This is a genomic window from Thiohalocapsa sp. ML1 (genome assembly GCF_001469165.1).
In the GTDB taxonomy this organism is placed as follows: domain Bacteria; phylum Pseudomonadota; class Gammaproteobacteria; order Chromatiales; family Chromatiaceae; genus Thiohalocapsa.
This window is the reverse complement of sequence record NZ_JABX01000074.1, coordinates 1-17,038: the sequence shown is the minus strand read 5'-3', so window position 1 is coordinate 17,038 and position 17,038 is coordinate 1. Positions and strand designations below refer to the sequence as shown.

At 67.1% G+C, this 17,038-nt stretch carries 17 protein-coding genes; 15 read left to right on the top strand and 2 right to left on the bottom strand.

Going from position 1 to position 17,038, the window contains the following annotated elements; all coding sequences use genetic code 11:
* Positions 1 to 282 (bottom strand): ATP-binding cassette domain-containing protein (locus tag ML01_RS25460; protein ID WP_156428005.1); only part of this gene is annotated, 282 nt, incomplete at its 3' end.
* Between the two features lie 146 nt (positions 283 to 428).
* Here ML01_RS25460 and ML01_RS25455 point away from each other — a divergent pair.
* The 4 genes from ML01_RS25455 (at position 429) to ML01_RS25440 (ending at position 2,807) form a co-directional block, all read left to right on the top strand.
* Positions 429 to 1,136 (top strand): Crp/Fnr family transcriptional regulator, encoded by a 708-nt coding sequence (locus ML01_RS25455; protein ID WP_058558184.1) that lies wholly within the window; start codon positions 429 to 431, stop codon positions 1,134 to 1,136.
* Between the two features lie 181 nt (positions 1,137 to 1,317).
* Complete coding sequence (locus ML01_RS25450; RefSeq protein WP_058558183.1) at positions 1,318 to 1,761, top strand: DUF6858 family protein; 444 nt, start codon at positions 1,318 to 1,320, stop codon at positions 1,759 to 1,761.
* Positions 1,762 to 1,830: 69 nt separating this feature from the next.
* Positions 1,831 to 2,280 carry a NifB/NifX family molybdenum-iron cluster-binding protein gene (locus tag ML01_RS25445; RefSeq protein WP_058558182.1) on the top strand — a complete coding sequence of 150 codons (450 nt, stop codon included), beginning with the start codon at positions 1,831 to 1,833 and terminating at the stop codon, positions 2,278 to 2,280.
* Positions 2,281 to 2,429: 149 nt separating this feature from the next.
* On the top strand, positions 2,430 to 2,807 hold the full coding sequence (locus ML01_RS25440) for a hypothetical protein (protein WP_058558181.1): 378 nt from the start codon (positions 2,430 to 2,432) through the stop codon (positions 2,805 to 2,807).
* 41 nt (positions 2,808 to 2,848) lie between these two features.
* On the opposite strand, the gene ML01_RS25435 is transcribed toward ML01_RS25440, so the two are convergent.
* Positions 2,849 to 3,583: an OmpA family protein gene (locus ML01_RS25435; RefSeq protein ID WP_082674679.1), complete on the bottom strand. Its 735-nt coding sequence runs from the start codon at positions 3,581 to 3,583 to the stop codon at positions 2,849 to 2,851.
* Between the two features lie 758 nt (positions 3,584 to 4,341).
* On the opposite strand from ML01_RS25435, the gene ML01_RS25430 reads away from it, so the two are divergent.
* The 11 genes from ML01_RS25430 (at position 4,342) to ML01_RS25385 (ending at position 16,922) form a co-directional block, all read left to right on the top strand.
* Positions 4,342 to 5,127, top strand: a complete 786-nt coding sequence (locus tag ML01_RS25430) for a DUF1295 domain-containing protein (RefSeq protein WP_058558180.1) — start codon at positions 4,342 to 4,344, stop codon at positions 5,125 to 5,127.
* Positions 5,128 to 5,197: 70 nt separating this feature from the next.
* Positions 5,198 to 5,860 carry a DUF6134 family protein gene (locus ML01_RS25425; RefSeq protein ID WP_058558179.1) on the top strand — a complete coding sequence of 221 codons (663 nt, stop codon included), beginning with the start codon at positions 5,198 to 5,200 and terminating at the stop codon, positions 5,858 to 5,860.
* Between the two features lie 29 nt (positions 5,861 to 5,889).
* Entirely contained in the window at positions 5,890 to 6,429 is a 540-nt protein-coding gene (locus ML01_RS25420) for a lipocalin family protein (RefSeq protein WP_058558178.1), read from the top strand.
* A 185-nt stretch (positions 6,430 to 6,614) separates the two neighbouring features.
* Complete coding sequence (gene cydD, locus ML01_RS25415; RefSeq protein WP_058558177.1) at positions 6,615 to 8,375, top strand: thiol reductant ABC exporter subunit CydD; 1,761 nt, start codon at positions 6,615 to 6,617, stop codon at positions 8,373 to 8,375.
* Entirely contained in the window at positions 8,372 to 10,117 is a 1,746-nt protein-coding gene (cydC, locus tag ML01_RS25410; RefSeq protein WP_058558176.1) for a thiol reductant ABC exporter subunit CydC, read from the top strand. The genes cydD and cydC overlap by 4 nt, the downstream gene beginning before the upstream one ends.
* A gap of 324 nt (positions 10,118 to 10,441) precedes the next feature.
* Complete coding sequence (locus ML01_RS25405) at positions 10,442 to 11,644, top strand: Rpn family recombination-promoting nuclease/putative transposase (protein WP_254045396.1); 1,203 nt, start codon at positions 10,442 to 10,444, stop codon at positions 11,642 to 11,644.
* A 476-nt stretch (positions 11,645 to 12,120) separates the two neighbouring features.
* Positions 12,121 to 12,762, top strand: a complete 642-nt coding sequence (locus ML01_RS25400) for a hypothetical protein (RefSeq protein ID WP_058558175.1) — start codon at positions 12,121 to 12,123, stop codon at positions 12,760 to 12,762.
* 102 nt (positions 12,763 to 12,864) lie between these two features.
* Positions 12,865 to 13,263, top strand: a complete 399-nt coding sequence (locus ML01_RS25395) for a transposase (protein WP_162268112.1) — start codon at positions 12,865 to 12,867, stop codon at positions 13,261 to 13,263.
* Positions 13,264 to 14,085: 822 nt separating this feature from the next.
* Complete coding sequence (locus ML01_RS25390) at positions 14,086 to 15,546, top strand: undecaprenyl-phosphate glucose phosphotransferase (RefSeq protein WP_058558174.1); 1,461 nt, start codon at positions 14,086 to 14,088, stop codon at positions 15,544 to 15,546.
* 129 nt (positions 15,547 to 15,675) lie between these two features.
* Positions 15,676 to 15,810: a hypothetical protein gene (locus ML01_RS31150; RefSeq protein ID WP_256363671.1), complete on the top strand. Its 135-nt coding sequence runs from the start codon at positions 15,676 to 15,678 to the stop codon at positions 15,808 to 15,810.
* Between the two features lie 8 nt (positions 15,811 to 15,818).
* Positions 15,819 to 16,922 (top strand): glycosyltransferase family 1 protein, encoded by a 1,104-nt coding sequence (locus ML01_RS25385; RefSeq protein ID WP_058558173.1) that lies wholly within the window; start codon positions 15,819 to 15,821, stop codon positions 16,920 to 16,922.
* The last annotated feature ends 116 nt before the right edge of the window (positions 16,923 to 17,038 follow it).

The window sequence follows — 17,038 nt, the reverse complement described above, 5'->3', positions numbered from 1 at the left end:
GAGCGCGCCGAGGCCGGCCATGACCACGTCCAGCACCCGCTCGCCGGCAGCGGCCGGGGCCTCCTGGGCCAGTTTCGCGATGCGCACACCGTCGCCGCGGCGCACCTCGCCGGCATCGGCCTGCACCTCGCCGGCGATAACGCCGAGCAGCGTGGACTTGCCGGCGCCGTTGCGCCCGACCAGGCAGGCGCGCTCGCCGGGCTCAAGGGCGAGATCGACGCCGTCGAGGAGGTTCGGCGCACCGTAGGACAGGACAAGGTTCTGGAGGCTTATGAGCGGCATGCGCAGAGTCTACCTGGACCCGGCGCGGTCGGCGCGGGCGGTTGCGGACACCGGACCGACCGCAGGGGGTCGAAATGCATTAGACTGCGCGCATTGTCATTGCATTTCATGGCAGCGGGAAATTTGCAAGAGGTTCCACAGACCCCATGGTGAAGTCCGTGTCATTACGTGAGGCCTGGGCCGGCGAGGCCGACTGCCGCAACTGCGCCCTGCGCACGGCGGCACTGTTCGGCGGACTCACCGAGGCCGACTTCGACCAGATCCACGACCCCATCGACCAGTACGATGTGAAGCCCGGCACCGCGCTCTACAAGACCGGTGACGTCGGCGACTATATGTACACGGTGCGCTCCGGCTCCATCAAGCTGGTGCAATACCTGCCGGACGGCAGCCAGCGCATCGTGCGCATCGTGCGCAGTACCGACGTGCTCGGGCTGGAGGCGTTGCTCGACGAGGGCTACCAGCACGACGCAGTCGCTCTGCAGCGCGCCGAGGTCTGCCGCTTTCCGACCCGCGTCGTGCGCAACCTGAGCCGCGACAATCCCCGCCTGCACCACGAGCTGCTCACACGCTGGCAGCGGGCGCTGAACGAGGCCGACGCCTGGCTCACGGAGCTCTCCACCGGCTCCGCCCGGCAGCGCGTCGCCCGCCTGCTGCTGCGCCTGGTGCGCGACCGCGAAACCAGCGAGTGCGAGCTGTTCAGCCGCGAGGACATGGGCGCCATGCTCGGCATCACCACCGAGACCGCCAGCCGCACCATCGCTGGCTTCAAGCGCGAGAGCCTGCTGGTGGAATCGCGCCAAAACAGCTTTCTGCTGGACATCCCGAACCTGCGGCGCATCGCCGAGGACTAACCACGCCGGCCGGCGCTCGGCGCCGTGTGCCGCCCGCATTCCCGCGTTGTCGCAGTGGTAATGCCATTGCGCCATTTCAATGTGCCGACGGCACCTTGGGCCTAGGCTCATCGCAATCCCGTGCTTGCCGCCGTCTGCGGCGGGCCGGCGCGACGAGCCGTGAGCCCCGAGGTTTCGCACCGTGAAACAAACGCTGTTGCAGGAAAAGTATCCCGTCTTCGTCCTGGAGCTCGACCGCGACGAGACCGACTACGCGGACATCGACGCGATCTGCAACTACTTCCGCCGGCGGATCGAGGCGCATCGTTGCGCCACCTTCATCGCCGATTTCGACCACTACGCCCACACCTGCACGTTGCCGGAAGGACACGTCGACGACGGGATCAAGGCGGCCCGGAACATCGTGTTCTGCTTCGGCATCGCCCTGCCGAACGCGCAGGTGCTGGCCGTGCGCCCGCGCTCCATCGGCATCGCGGAAACCGACCGGGGCTTCGTGGTCACCTTCCTGGAGGCGCCCATGCCCATTGCCAACGCGGCGATGGAAGACTGGGCCGAAGGACTGCGGCGCTACCCCACCGGCGCCGACGCCGACGCCGAAGCGCCGGCCCTCGACACCGTGCGCTGAACCGTAACCAGACATTCACCGCCGCTGCGGGCCGCCGCAGGGCCCTGATCACCGACACCGAGACTACCCATGCGTATTGCCGTTTCAACCCAGAACTTCCGCTCCATCACCGGCCATGCGGGCAAGTCGCGCCGCTTCATCGTCTACGGCATCACGCCGGAGCAGGCGCCCGAGGAGCTTACGCGCCTCGACCTGCCGAAGGAGATGTCGATGCACGAGTACCACGGCGACGACCACCCGCTGTTCGCGCTCGGGCTCGATGCCATTGTCACCAGCAGCGCCGGGAACGGCTTCGTGCAACGCTTGGGGCGGCGCGGCATTCGCGTCATCACCACCGCCGAGACCGACATCGACAAGGTGCTCACGGCGCTCGCCAAGGGCGAGGCGCTGCCGGCAGCCGCGCCGCACGAGCACGGCGACGACGGCCACCATCATCAGCATGGGCATGGCCAAGGTCATGGTCATGGGCACGGCCATGGCGGCGGCCAAGGCCTGGGGCGTCGTCACGAGCAAGCCTGAGCGGCGTCGCTCGTTTTGCGGTCATCCCGGCGCCGTCCGACCGCGGGCGGTCGGGGGCGCCCGCTCGGCGGCGCATCGGCAAGCTTGACGCCGGGAGCCATGCCGCCGACCATCGCCAGCCCTTGCCCCGCCCCGGTGTCCCAAGCGTCATGCGCCATCTCGCGCTGCTCCTGCCGATCATCGGCGCATTACTCGCCGGCTGCGCCGGCGGTCCCATGGGCCCGACACCGCCGCTCACCTCCGGCGAGCCCGCGGCCCATGTCACGGTCCAACGCAGCCGTTCGATGCTCGGGGCACCGGCCTCGATGCTGTTCAGCATCAACGGGCGCCGAGTTCACGCGCTGCGCCTGGGACAGCAGTTCAGCTTCATGATCGACCCCGGGGAGCACCGCTTCGGTTACGACCTGGGCTTCAATAGCTGCAGCCAGCGCTACCTGCTCGACCCCGGCGTCAGCTACGTGCTGCGCCTCACCCCGGTGTGCCAGTTCGAGCTGCTGCGCCCCGGCCAGGGCTGGCCCGCGCGCTGACGGGGTCGCGCCCGGCCCATGAACGGGCGCGCTGCCGGCACTCAGCCGGCCTCAGCGACGACGGGCTCGATGGTGATGTCCACCCGGCGATTCAGCGTGCGGCCATACTCGGTCTCGTTGCTCGCGATGGGCTGACCCTCGCCAAAGCCCCGGCTGCTCAGGCGCTCGGGGATCACCTGCCCGGCGAGCAGATAGGACTCCACCGACGCGGCCCGCCGCTCCGACAGGAACTGGTTGTGCATGTCGCTGCCGGTGTCGTCGGTATGGCCGGCGATGTCGAGCCGGGTCTTGCCGTACTTGTTCACGATGGCGCTAATCTTGTCGAGCGTGCTGTAGAAGCCCGGCTTGATGTCGGCGCGGTCGATGTCGAAGGCGGTGCTGCTGGTCATGCCCACCAGCAGGCGGTTGTCCGGCAGCTTTTCCACGCGGATGTTGCCGAGGGCGATCTCGTCAGCGAGCGCGCGCTCGAAGTCCTTGCGCTGATTCTCCATATAAGTGCCCACGAGGCCGCCGGCGACGGCACCGCCGACGGCGCCGAGCAGCGCGCCCTTGCCGGCGTCGGCGGAGCGCGAGCCAAGCAGCGCGCCGGCGGCGGCACCGGCAGCGGTGCCGATGGCCACGCCGGCCTCGGACTCCGTGAGCGGGCGGCGGTTGCCGAATTCATCCGTTGCGCAACCGGCAAGCGCGAGGACGGCGGCGACGGCGAGGGCCGTGTCGCGCACGGCGGCGGCACGACCGCGGTTGGCCGGAATCTGCTGCAGGACTGGTACGGACATGAACAACTGACCTCCACGGAGTAGGCTGGGGCCGGCCGAGAACCGGCGAGCGCGAGATCTTAGCAGCCTGGGGCGGCCCTGCCGGTTCCCCTTGTGATGCCTGACCGGTTCCTCAATGTTTCGCTGTTCGCGAAACGGGCCGAGGGCCGAGGGCCGAGCGCCGAGGGCCAAGGTAGACCGCCCCGGAACCTCGGTACGGCCTTAAGTATTAGCCCGACCAGCGCCGCGGCTCCTTGCGTAGCCAGGGCTTCCAGCCCTGATGGCATCAAGCCAGGATGGCCTGACGACGCAGTCGGCCGCTGCGGAGTTTCAAGCACGGGTCGGTAGCCGATCCAGAGCGGCCCGGGCCGGAGTGCCGACCTCCCGGTCGGCTCGGGACTCGCGAGATCTGTGCATCCCGCTCTGTCGCCGTGTTGACCGTGTTGACCTGGAGGTCAACACTCCAGTCAACTCCAGTCAACTCCAGTCAACGCCCGCCAACACCGCGCACGTTCGATTACGACCACGATGAAACCACGGTCACACGCGACATCGAGCGGGATACGCACCAAAGGCGCCCCCTGCTCTTGTCGGCCTGAGGCTCCGCCTCGATAGGCTATGCATCGACCACCGACCATCGACCACCGACCATCGACCACCGACCATCGAGCCCCGCATGACCGAGCTTATGCCCCGACATCCGACCCAACGCCAAAGCGCCGACGCCGCCCCCGCCCCGCGCATCGATCTGCGCCTCAATCAGGCCGGGGAGCTAACCGATGTTTGACCTCGGCGTCTACGCCAACGGCTTGACCGTGGCGCTCGTGCTCGCAGTCGCCGCGTGGATCTTCGGCACCGCCAGGCGCGATGTGAGCATCGTCGACTCTCTGTGGTCGCTCTTCTTCCTCGCGATGACGGTCACCTACCTCGCATCGGCGCCCGCGTTGGCGGAGCGCGCCTACCTGCTGTTGTTTCTCGTCACGGTCTGGGCGGTGCGGCTGTCGCTGTTCATCACGCTGCGCAACTGGGGCCAGCCGGAGGACCACCGCTACCAGGCCATCCGCGCCGACAACGAGCCGGGCTTCTGGTACAAGAGCCTATACATCGTCTTCGGCCTGCAGGCCATCCTGGCCTGGATCATATCGCTGCCGCTCTTGGGCACCGTGCTCGGTGGGGCGCCGCTGGGCTGGCTAGACTTCTTCGCCGTGGCGCTGTGGCTCGTAGGTTTCGGCTTCGAGGCCCTCGGCGACCAGCAGCTCGCCCGCTTCAAGGCCGACCCGGCGAACCGTGGCAAGGTGCTCGACAGCGGCCTCTGGCGCTACACCCGCCACCCGAACTACTTCGGCGAGGCCTGCATGTGGTGGGCCTTTTACCTGCTGGCACTAGCGGCGGGCGCCTGGTGGACCATCATCGGACCCGTGCTGATGACCTTTCTGCTGCTGCGGGTGTCCGGCGTCTCGCTGCTCGAGAAAGACATCACCGAGCGCCGCCCGGCCTATCGCGACTACATCCGCCGCACCAACGCCTTCTTCCCCGGGCCGCCGAAGCCGCCGCAGTCCACGTAACTTAACCGCGGGGCGCGCCTGCCCGCTCAAGCATCCGCACCGTGTAAACCAGCCTATTCGAGGCCCAGTCATGTTCCCGAGCCTGATTCCTCCGCGCCGCCTGCGCCCGGCGCTGCTTGGCGCCGCCGCCGGGCTGCTGTTCATCGCCCCGCTCGCCGCGGCTGAAGAGCTGCGCTTTCAGGTCTATCTCGATGAGCGCCCCATCGGCGAGCACAGCTTTCGCATCGTCGGCAGCGGCGACACGACGCGCGTGACGAGCCGCGCGAGCTTCGACGTAGATTTCCTGTTCATCAACGCCTACAGCTACCGGCACAGCAGCAATGAGACCTTCCGCGACGGCTGCCTCACGGCCATCGACGCGACAACCGACGACAACGGCAAGCGCTACGAGGTGTTTGGCGAGGCCATTGGCGACGCGTTCCGCATCGATGCGGGCGCGGCGGTGGCGAACGCCGACGGCTGCGTGAAGACCTTCGCGTACTGGGATAAAGGCTTCCTGACCCAGCGCCGGCTGCTGAACCCACAGACCGGTGAGCTCGAATCCGTGCGCGTGCAGCCCAAGGGCCGCGACGCCGTCGCCACCAACAACGGCGCCGAGCTGCCGGCCGAGCGCTTCGCGCTGCGCACGGACGAGCTGACCATCGATCTTTGGTACAACGACGACCTCGGCTGGGTGGCGCTCGAGAGCGACGCCGGCAAGGGCAAACGCATCATCTATCGGCGGGTCATGTGAGCGCGCCGCTGCACCGCAGAGCGCACCGGATGCCCCGCGTTCTCAGTCAACTGCTGCTCACGGCCTGCGCGCTGCTGGCGCTCACTGCTTGCGACGACATCGGAGCTGAACCCATGGAAACCGTCCCCTACGTCGATCTCGAACGCTTCATGGGCCCCTGGTTCGTGCTCGCGAACATCCCGACCTTCTTGGAGAAGGACGCCTACAACCCCGTCGAACACTACGAGCTGAACCCGGACGGCACCATCGCGACCACCTTCACGTTCAACCAGGGCAGCTTCGACGGGCCGCTCAAGGTCTATCATCCGAAGGGCTTCGTGAAGGACACCACGACGAACGCCCGCTGGGGCATGCAGTTTCTTTGGCCGATCAAGGCCGACTTCCGCATCATCTATCTCGCGGACGACTACAGCCTCACCGTCATCGGCCGCGAGAAGCGCGACTATGTTTGGGTCATGGGCCGCACACCGGAGCTCAGCGATGCGGACTTCGAACGCATGAAGGCCTTCATCGAGTCGGTGGGCTACGACCCGAGCAAGCTGCAGCGCTGCCCGCACCAGGCGAGCTGAGCCGCGGGCTGAACCGCGCCCCGCGGCGGCGCGCTGCCCGGCACCCGAAAACCACCGCTCGCGAGCCGGCTCGCGACCGCCGCGCGCCGGCGCTGAAATCCCACGGCTGCTGCGGTGCGTCATGGGCAGCCGCGCATCGCTGCGGCAGACTGCCGGTCATCCGCAACCCGTCCACGCGCCACCCGATGTCCGCCCGCGACCTGCTGAAGGCCCAACAGCCCCTCGCCGCCCGCTGGCTCAAGCTCTCCGTGGGGCTCGGGCTCTTCGGCGGTGTGCTCATCATCCTGCAGGCCTGGCTCCTCGCAGCCGTTGTCGACGCCGTCGCCTTCGCCGGTGCCGGGCTCGGCGACGTAGCACCATGGCTCTGGCCGCTGGTGGCGATCTTTCTGCTGCGCGCCGCGGTGGCCTGGGGTGGCGAGCAGACGGCCTTTCGCGCCGCCGCGGCGGTGAAGCTCGCGCTGCGCGATCGCGTGGTGCGGCACATGCAGGCGCTCGGGCCTGCATGGCTCGCCGGCGAGCGCAGCGGCGCACTGGCGGAAGACCTCACCCGCGGCATCGAGGGCCTGCAGGACTACTACGCCCGCTTTCTGCCGGCAATGACCCTGACGGCGCTGATCCCGCTCGCCATCCTGCTCGTGGTGCTGCCGCTGGACTGGCTGTCGGGGCTGGTGATGCTGTTCACGGCGCCCTTCATCCCGCTGTTCATGATCCTGATCGGCCAGGGCGTGGAGGCGGTGAACCAGAAGAACTGGAAGCAGCTCGCGCGCATGGGCGCGCACTTTCTGGATGTGATCCAGGGGCTGACGACGCTGAAGCTCTTCAACGCGAGCCGGCGCGAGGCCGATGTCATCGCGCGCATCTCCGACGACTACCGCCACAGCACCATGCAGGTGCTGCGGCTCGCGTTCTTGAGCTCCGCGGTGCTGGAGTTCTTCGCGACGCTCGGCATCGCCATCGTCGCCGTCTTCATCGGCTTTCGCCTCTACCAGCTCGCGCTGCCGGTGCCGGACTTCCTGGCGCCGCCGGAGATCAGCTTCTTCACCGGCTTCTTCGTCCTGCTGCTCGCGCCCGAGTTTTATTTGCCGCTGCGCAGCATGGGCACGCACTATCATGGGCGCATGGAGGCCATCGCTGCGGCGGAGCGACTGGTGGCGATCCTGGACGCGCCGCTGCCGACGCGCGCGGCGGCGCCGCTGACCCTGCCGGCGGCAGCACCGCTGGCCGTTCGCTTCGACGATGTTCACTTCGCCTACGAGCCGGGCCGCGAGGCGCTGGCCGGCGTGAGCTTCGACATAGCCCCCAGGCAGCGCATCGCGCTGGTCGGCCCGAGCGGCGCCGGCAAGAGCACGGTGGCGAGCCTGTTGCTCGGCTTCATCGCACCCACGAGCGGCCGCGTGCTCATCGACATGCACGCGCTGGCCGAGCTGGATCTGGAGGACTGGCGCCAGCGGCTCGCCTGGGTGCCGCAACGGCCGCGGCTCTTCGTCGGCAGCATCGCCGAGAACATCCGCCTGGGCCGCCCGGAGGCCGATGACGCGGCGGTGCGCGAGGCCGCGGCGCGGGCCTTTGCGGCGGACTTCATCGAGGCGCTGCCGGCCGGCTACGACACGCCCGTCGGCGAGCGCGGCGCGGGGCTGTCCGGCGGCCAGATCCAGCGCATCGCCATCGCCCGCGCCTTTCTGCGCGATGCGCGGCTGGTGGTGCTGGACGAGGCCACGGCGAGCCTGGACCCGGCGAGCGAGGCCGCGGTGCAGCGCGCCGTCGATGCCCTGGCCGCCGAGCGCAGCATGCTCGTCATCGCGCATCGGCTGAGCACCGTGCGCGATGCGGACCGGATTCTGGTCATCGACGGCGGCCGCATCGTCGAGCAGGGCGACCATGCAACCCTGTCGGCGCAGGACGGCCCCTACCGGCGCATGGTGCAGCTCTTGGAGGTCCCGGCATGAGCGAGCTGCTGCGGCTGTGGCACCTGTTCCGACCCTATCGCCGCTGGATGCTGGGCGGCTTTGCCATCGCGCTGGTCACGCTCGTCGCCAACGTCACGCTGATGGCCATCTCCGGCTGGTTCATCACCGCCATGGCCGTCGCCGGTGCCGCCGGTGTGGCGATGAACTACTTCACGCCGGCGGCCATCATCCGCGGCAGCGCCATCGCGCGCACCGCCGGGCGCTACTTCGAGCGGCTCATCAGCCACGAGGCGACGCTGCGCCAGCTCGCCGGCCTACGCGTGTGGTTCTATCGCCACTTGGAGCCGCTGGCCCCGGCTCGGCTGCAGCAGTATCACAGTGCCGACCTGCTCTCGCGCATCCGCGCCGACGTCGATGCGCTCGACAACTTCTATACGCGGGTGCTGGTGCCGGTGCTCGTGGCCGTAACGGCGAGCATCGGCTTTTTCCTGTTCACCGCGCTCTACGACCTGCACCTCGCGCTGTGGCTGCTGACACTGCTCGTCCTGGCCGGCGTCGCGCTGCCTTGGCTGACCCGCTGGCTCGGCGCCGAGCCCGGTCGGCGGCTGGTGGAGACCGACGCGGAGCTGCGCCGCCTGGCGGTGGACGGCACGCAGGGGCTCTCGGAGCTCTTGATCTACGGCGCCGCCGACGCCCACGCCCGCCGTCTGGACGCGGTGAGCCGGGAGCTGATCGAGCAGCAGACCCGCATGAGCCGCATCGCCGGGCTGTCCCAGGGCGGCGTCGGCCTCGCCGCGAACCTGGCCCTGTTCGGCGTGCTCTGGCTCGGCATCCCGCGGGTGGCCGGCGGGGAGCTGCCGCCGCCGCAGCTCGCCATGCTGGCGCTGTTCGCGCTCGCCACCTTTGAGGCCGTGGCACCGCTGCCGCTCGCGTTCCAGCACCTCGCCTCCACGCTGACGGCGGCGCGGCGGCTCTTCGCCATCGTCGACGCCGAGCCCGCCGTCATCGACCCGCCCGGCCCGTCTCCCCGGCCGGCGCACCACGGCATCGAGATCCGCGGGCTGCGCTTCGCCTATTCCGGCGCCGACCGGCCCGCGCTCGACGGACTGGATCTGGACGTGCCCGAGGGCCAGCGCGTCGCCATCGTCGGCGCCACCGGCTCCGGCAAGACCACGATGTTCAACCTGCTGCTCAAGTTCTGGGCACCGGACGCCGGCGAGCTCCGCCTAGGCGGCGCGCCACTCGCCGACTTCCGCGGCGAAGACCTGCGCGAGCACATCGCGCTGGTCTCGCAACACACGCACCTGTTCGACGCCAGCATCCGCGAGAACCTGCTCATCGCCAACCCCGACGCAACGCAGGCCCAACTGGAGCAAGCCTGCGGCACCGCGCAAATCCACGACTTCATCGCCGCCCTGCCCGACGGCTACGACACCTGGGCCGGCGAGACCGGCGTGCGCCTGTCCGGCGGCCAAGCCCGGCGCATCGCCATCGCCCGCGCGCTGCTGCGCGACGCGCCCATCCTGCTGCTCGATGAGCCCACCGAAGGGCTCGACGCCGGCACCGAGCGCGCGCTGCTGGACGCGCTGCGCGTGCTGATGGCGGGCCGCACGGTGCTGATGATCACGCACCGGCCGGCGGTGCTGGCGGAGATGGACAAGGTCGCCGTAATGGAGCAAGGCCGGCTTGTCGAGCAGGACACGCACTCGGGGCTGCTGCGCGGAGAGCGCTACCCGCGGCTGCTTGGGCTGGACGCTATCCCGCTCAAGCACGGCGATTGACCCGCCGACGCAGCGCGACGCCCCGACCCGCTCGCCCCGTGCGCCCGCCGAGAGGCCAGAGCGCCGACGGACAGGCCGAGGCGTCGTTATGATCGAGCGCGCAGCCTTGCAGGGCGGACGCGCCGCGCGTGCCTACGCGTTGCGGGTTCAACGCACGGCGCCGGATGGCCCGTCGCCTGAGCCGCGACAACACCGACACGACTCCCTTTCGATGCTAGGATCCACCGCGGAACCGCTTGGCACACCAATCTATTCAACCGCGTAAGCGGCATGTTGTAAGCCGGAACGCTGAGCTACAACACCCGCCCCCATGAGGGCGACCCGATGCAAGCCGATCTGCTGTTTCGGCGAGCGCCGACCGACGCGGACACCGCGCCCATGACCCAACACGACACACAGCACGCGGGCAAGCGCCCGCCGACGCACGACAGCGGCTACAAGCTCCTGTTCGCGCACGCCGCGATGGTCCGCGATCTCCTGCGCGGCTTCATGCCCGGCGCGTGGGTGGGCGAGCTCGATCTCGGGACACTGGAGCGCGCCAGCGGCAGCTATGTCAGCGACGATCTGCGCGACCGCGCGGATGACATCATCTGGCGCGTGCGCTGGGGGCAGGACTGGCTCTATGTCTATCTGCTGCTGGAGTTCCAGTCCAGCGTCGACCCTTGGATGGCCGTGCGCATCCAGACCTATCTCGGTCTGCTGTACCAGGATCTCATCCGCGCCGAGCAGTTGAGCGTCGCCGGTCGCCTGCCTCCGGTCCTCCCGCTGGTGCTCTACAATGGCGCCAACCCTTGGAGCGCCGCCGAGACACTGGAGCCATTGATAGAGCCCGCGCCTTCGCTCCTGCAGGCCTATCGACCGCGGCAAGGCTATCTGCTGCTCGATGAGCAGCAGATTGCCAAGGCCGGCGCACTGCCCGAGCGCAATCTCACCGCCGCGCTGTTTCGGCTTGAGGCAAGCCGCGAGTCGGCGGCGGTGCTGGACATCGTGCGCGCGCTGATCGACTGGCTGCGCGCCCCCGAGCAGCTCGGATTGCGTCGCGCCTTCGCCGTCTGGCTCGGACGTGTCTTCCTGCCCAAGCGGCTGCCCGGGGTGGAGCTGCCGCCCCTCAGCGACTTACACGAGGTCTATCAGATGCTGGCCGACAATGTCGAAAGCTGGACCGATCAGTGGAAACAGCAAGGCTTGGAGCAAGGCTTGGAGCAAGGCTTGGAGCAAGGCTTGGAGCAAGGCTTGGAGCAAGGCTTGGAGCAAGGCTTGGAGCAAGGGCTGGAGCAAGGCCGAGAAGCCGCGCGCCACCTGTTGCTGCGCCAAGTCCGCCGCCGCTTCGGCCCGGCGACCGCCGATCAGAGCGCCGCATGGCTCGCCGGCATCCGCGATCTCGGCGCACTCGAAGAGCTTGGCGATCAGTTGCTCATCCGCACCGATGGCGAGGCCTGGCTGAACGCGCTGCGCGAGCGCGGCGCGGACCCGGCCGCAAGCAACGGGACAGCCGGAACCGCGCCCGCCGAGGGGCCGCAGCGCTGACGGACAGGCCGGGCGTCCTTTGATCGAGCACGCAATGGGCGATCCGACCCTGATGCCTCATGGCTCTCAGCGTCCCTCTCGTTGCGCGTGGGCATGAGAACCGTCGCCATATGATCGACTGCGTGACGCAGCGGCAGGCCCGCTTCCGGCAAACACCGGCGAACGCGCGGGCACGAAAACCGCGCATTGATCATGACTCCGACCACAGCAGCGGTCGCCTGCGTAGCCAGGCCATCCTGGCCTGACGCCACCAGGGCTGGAAGCCCTGGCTACGCACGGAGCCCGCGGCGCTGGCCGGGATAGCGATCAAGGCCGAAAACCTCTCCCAGCCTACCGCCGACTCCCCTGCGCGCCGGCGCGGAAGATTGCGGACCAGCCTAGTAGCGTTGCGGATACCACACACCGCCTCCCAAGCTTGAAAGCGTCCCCAGAGCGGCGTATTTTTCACACAATCTCAACAGCTTGGAGCGATCAAAGTGGCAGCCGTCGTCGAACGCATCGACCGACTTGAAGATGTCGTCCAAGACTTCGTTGTCAGCGTCGGGATCGAATTCAACAAGCTCTACAACTCCCAAATGCGCACCGAGATCGAGATGCGCGCATTCAAGGACGAGATGCGCGCCTTCAAGGACGAGATGAGCACCTTCAAGGACGAGATGCGCCAGCAAAGCCGGGAGATGAACCGCAAATGGGGCGACGTCGCCAACAAACTCGGTACCCTGGTCGAAGACCTTGTCGCTCCAAGCCTGTCGCGCATCATCGAAGCAAAGCTCCGCGAGCCGGTGCTCGACCTCATGCCACGGCGCAAGCGCCGGCTGGCCGATGGGCGCGTGCGCGAATTCGATGCGGTGGCCGTCACGGCGAGCCTGGTGTGCCTCAACAGCACCAAAGCAACCCTGCGCAGCGCTGACGTTGAGCGTTTCGTCGAGGACATCGCTGCGTTTCGCGAATTCTTCCCCGAATACGACACCCTGCCACTGGTCGGCATCCTCGCCAGCCTGGCCGTCGACGAAAGCGTGCTCAACTATGCCGAGGCCACCGGCTTCCTCGTGCTCGCGGTCGGCGACCAGCTCATGGAAATCCAGAACCGACCGGACTTCGAGCCGAAACGGTGGTAGTGCGACGCAGGACAGCGGCGGCAAGCACCCGGGCAGCTCGGTCTGCGTCGCGCCTTCGCCGTCTGGCTCGGACGTGTCTTCCTGCCCAAGCGGCTGCCCGGCGTGGCGCTGCCGCCCCTCAGCGACTTACACGAGGTCTATCAGATGCTGGCCGACAATGTCGAAAGCTGGACCGATCGGTGGAAACAGCAAGGCTTGGAGCAAGGCTTGGAGCAAGGCTTGGAGCAAGGCTTGGAGCAAGGGCTGGAGCAAGGCCGAGAAGCCGCGCGCCACCTGTTGCTGCGCCAAGTCCGCCGCCGCTTCGGCCCGGCGACCGCCGATCAGAGCGCCGCATGGCTCGCCGGCATCCGCGATCTCGGCGCACTCGAAGAGCTTGGCGATCAGTTGCTCATCCGCACCGATGGCGAGGCCTGGCTGAACGCGCTGCGCGAGCGCGGCGCGGACCCGGCCGCAAGCAACGGGACAGCCGGAACCGCGCCCGCCGAGGGGCCGCAGCGCTGACGGACAGGCCGGGCGTCCGTTGATCGAGCGTGCAGCGAGTGGAGATCCGACCCGTAGCCTCTTGTCCCTAGCGCGCTTCTACCGCCTCCTCGGCAACCGCGAGAACCGCGAGAACCGCGAGAATCGCCTCCCCTCTGTGCCAACCACGACGCATCGCAAGCCCAGTTGGAGTGGAGGCCTGCCGCACCGCACAGATCCACGACTTTATCGCCGCCTGCCCGGCAGCTACGTACGACCACCTGGGCGGACGAGACCCGCGTGCGAGTCTCCGGCGGCCAAGACCCTCGCATCGCCATCGCCCGCGCGCTGCTGCACGCAGAGCGGTACCCGCGGCTGCTCAGACTCGACGCCGCGCCGGGCGCGGGCGGGCATCGAGCCCGCAACGCGCCTTCGGGGCCCCGCCATGTCGGTGAGAGGATGCGATAAGTCGAAGGCGATTGCGCAAACGGTGTGGCCTTGACCATGCCGCCGCGGTACCCTTGGCACGCTTGGCGATCGACCAAAGTTTCCTAGGGCCGATCCCGAATTTCGCAGACGCAGATCGCCCATGAGCGCAACCCAGCCGCCGATACACAGCGCCCACGGTGCTGCACCGCTGCACCTTGCATCCATGCGCCAGGCAGCGAGTGCTGGCGGTGTTTGCGGCCCCATCTCGCCGAGCGGTAACGCGACCACACCCGCGACGAGCACATTAACGACGGCGATGGCCGGGTCTACAACCACATGTTTACATCACGAGCCGCAACTGCGCGGTCGCGGGGCCCCCGCGGACAGCGCGCGGGTTGCCCCACGCGAGAGTCTTAACAGCACCGGGGCCTGATCATGCTGCATGCACCGCTCTCGGACACGGAATCCCGCCTCACAACCCCACAGGCCGGCTCCGCGTTTCTGCACTGGCTCGCGAAGGGCCTAGACACCGGCGTCATCGCGCTGGCCCTGCTGATACCGACCTATATTCGCTCCGAAGCCTGGCCGCTGCGCTACACCGTAGGCCTGCTGCTCGCCATCATCACTTTTCATGCCCTCTCCGGCATGCTCAACCTGTACAGACCCTGGCGCGGCGAATCCATCACGCGCCAATTCGCGCGCGTCTTGGTCGTCTGGACGCTCACGGTCTTCGCGCTGCTGTTCACCGCATACGTGGTCAAAGAGACCGCAAGTTTCTCGCGCCTCGCGGTGACGACCTGGTTCGTCGCGGCCCCCCTCACGATGCTCGCCTGGCGCGCCGGCGCCAGACTCGTGCTGATACGGTTGGTCGCCAAAGAAACCATCCGCCGCAGCGCCCTGATCTTGGGCACCGGCGAGACGGCCGATCAGTTGGCGCAAAAGATCCAGGACACCGCAACGACAGGGCTGACGCTGGTCGATATCGTGCCGGTTCCAGGAGAAGAGCCCGAGGCAGGCGAGGCCAAAATGGACCAAGTGCCTGAGCATCAATCACAAACGCTCGTGCCCCTGACGCCTGCCGAGCAAATCGAGCTGCGCGCCCGCCGAGGAGAGTTCAGCGTCCTGTATATCATTCTCGGCAGCGTCCCGCGGGCGACCGCCGCAGACGTCGTGGAGCGTCTTTCGGACACCACAGTGTCCGTCTACATGGTCCCGGACTTCTTCGAGACCCATCTGTTTCACGGCCAATGGTCCAGTCTCGGCGGCATCCCCATCGTCAGCATCTTCGACACCCCTTTCTGGGGCGCCGACGGCTGGCTGAAAAAGGTGCAGGATCTCCTGCTCGGCACCCTGATCCTGACCCTCGCCGCAGTGCCGATGCTGCTCATCGCCCTCAGCGTGAAGCTCACATCGAAAGGGCCTATCTTATTTCGCCAACGCCGCTATGGCGTCGACGGCAAGGAGATTGCCGTCCTCAAGTTCCGCACCATGACCGTCACGCAAGACGGCGACAACGTCCCGCAGGCCACCAAGAACGACAAGCGCTTCACCCCCATCGGCGGCTTCCTGCGCCGCCATTCGCTGGACGAGTTGCCGCAATTCATCAACGTCATCCGCGGCGAGATGTCCATCGTCGGCCCCCGCCCCCACGCCATCGCCCACAACGAGCTGTATCGCAAAAAGGTCAAAGGCTACATGCTGCGGCACAAGGTCAAGCCCGGCATCACCGGCTGGGCGCAGATCAACGGCTGGCGCGGCGAAACCGACGATCTTTACAAGATGGAGAAGCGCGTCGAACACGATCTCTGGTACATTCGCAACTGGTCCTTCTGGCTCGACATCAAAATCATTTTCATCAGTATTTTCCGCGGTTTCTCCAGTCCGCAGGCGTATTGAGTACCGCGCTGCAACTGATCGGGTTCTGAGCCATCGCTTGACCTCCAAGTATAGGGCTGCCGATCGGAGTGCGCCCGACGCGGGCTCCGGCGGCAGATCCGCGAGCCGCGGAAACCAGCTAATCAACCAATGCTAAGCCACAAGGACGCGTTGGCCGCCTGCTCCCGTGCCACGCGACGCCGGCTCCCGCCCTACGAACAACTGCTGCTCTCGCTGAACAAGGGCTTCGACACCGACAGCATCGCAACGATGCCCGAAAGGTAACGCCAGAAATGGGTATTGTTTTCAACGGGAGGTTTGCGACACGGCCTGCAACCGGGGTCGAACGTGTAGGCTACGAACTACTGCGCGCGCTTCTCTCCCTCCAAGATCAGAACCGCTTCCCGTTCACGGTGCCGCCAACACTGGCTGTGCCGAACACCGAACGCGCCGACGCGCTTAAGACCTACGTACAGACTCGCGATCCGCGCATCACCATCCGCAAAGGCCTGCTGCCCGGACAGATCTGGGAACAGTTCGAGCTGCCTTTCATCACCCCGAGTTCTTGGCTCATCAGCCCCTGCAATCTCGGCCCGATATCGCGGCGCAAACAGCTTCTCATCATCCACGACGCGCAATGGCGCACTGTACCCGAAGCTTACTCATTCTACTTCCGCGCCCTGTATGCCTCACTACAGCCTCGCCTCGCACGCCGCGTGCGGCACGTCGTCACCGTGTCCCAATACTCGAAGAACGAGCTTGAACGTTTCAATATAGTCCCGCGGGGAAAGACTCGTGTCATCTATAATGGTGCCGATCACATCCTACGCGTACAAGCCGACCTCGGAACGCTCGCACGATACGGTCTTTCCTGCAACGGCTACATTCTCGCCCTCGGAAGCCTCGCGCCACACAAGAATCTTCGTATGCTCATAAACGCGGCGGCGGCCCGCAAGTCGCAACACCCCGAGTTGGTGATAGCGGGCGGCACCGATGCACGCATCTTTTCCGCCCATGGGCTGCATCCTCAGCAAGGATGCCGCTTCCTGGGACGTGTCTCCGACAGCGAGTTGAAGGCGCTATACGAGAATGCCTTGGCCCTTGCCTTCCCATCCATCACCGAGGGCTTCGGGTTGCCGCCGCTCGAAGCCATGTACTGCGGTTGTCCAGTGCTCGCTTCACACGCTGGAGCGGTACCAGAAGTCTGCGGCGATGCCGCGTTGTACACGGACCCCCAAAGCATAGGTTCCTGGGCCAGTACGATGGAGGAGCTTTCCTCCTCTCAAGAGCTACGTGTGACGCTCGCCGCTCGTGGCCGGGAATCCGCACGAAAGTACACGTGGGGCGCGGCTGCCAGAGCTTATCTTGACTTGCTAGCGGACCTCGGCACCGCCTAGGATTGCACTAGTGCACCAGTATGAAAATCCTGAGACCGTTTCGAGGTAAGTCGGCTATCATTCTGATCTCGTGAAATTTCGATGATCAGAGGTTTGTCGATATGCCCCGCTGCGCA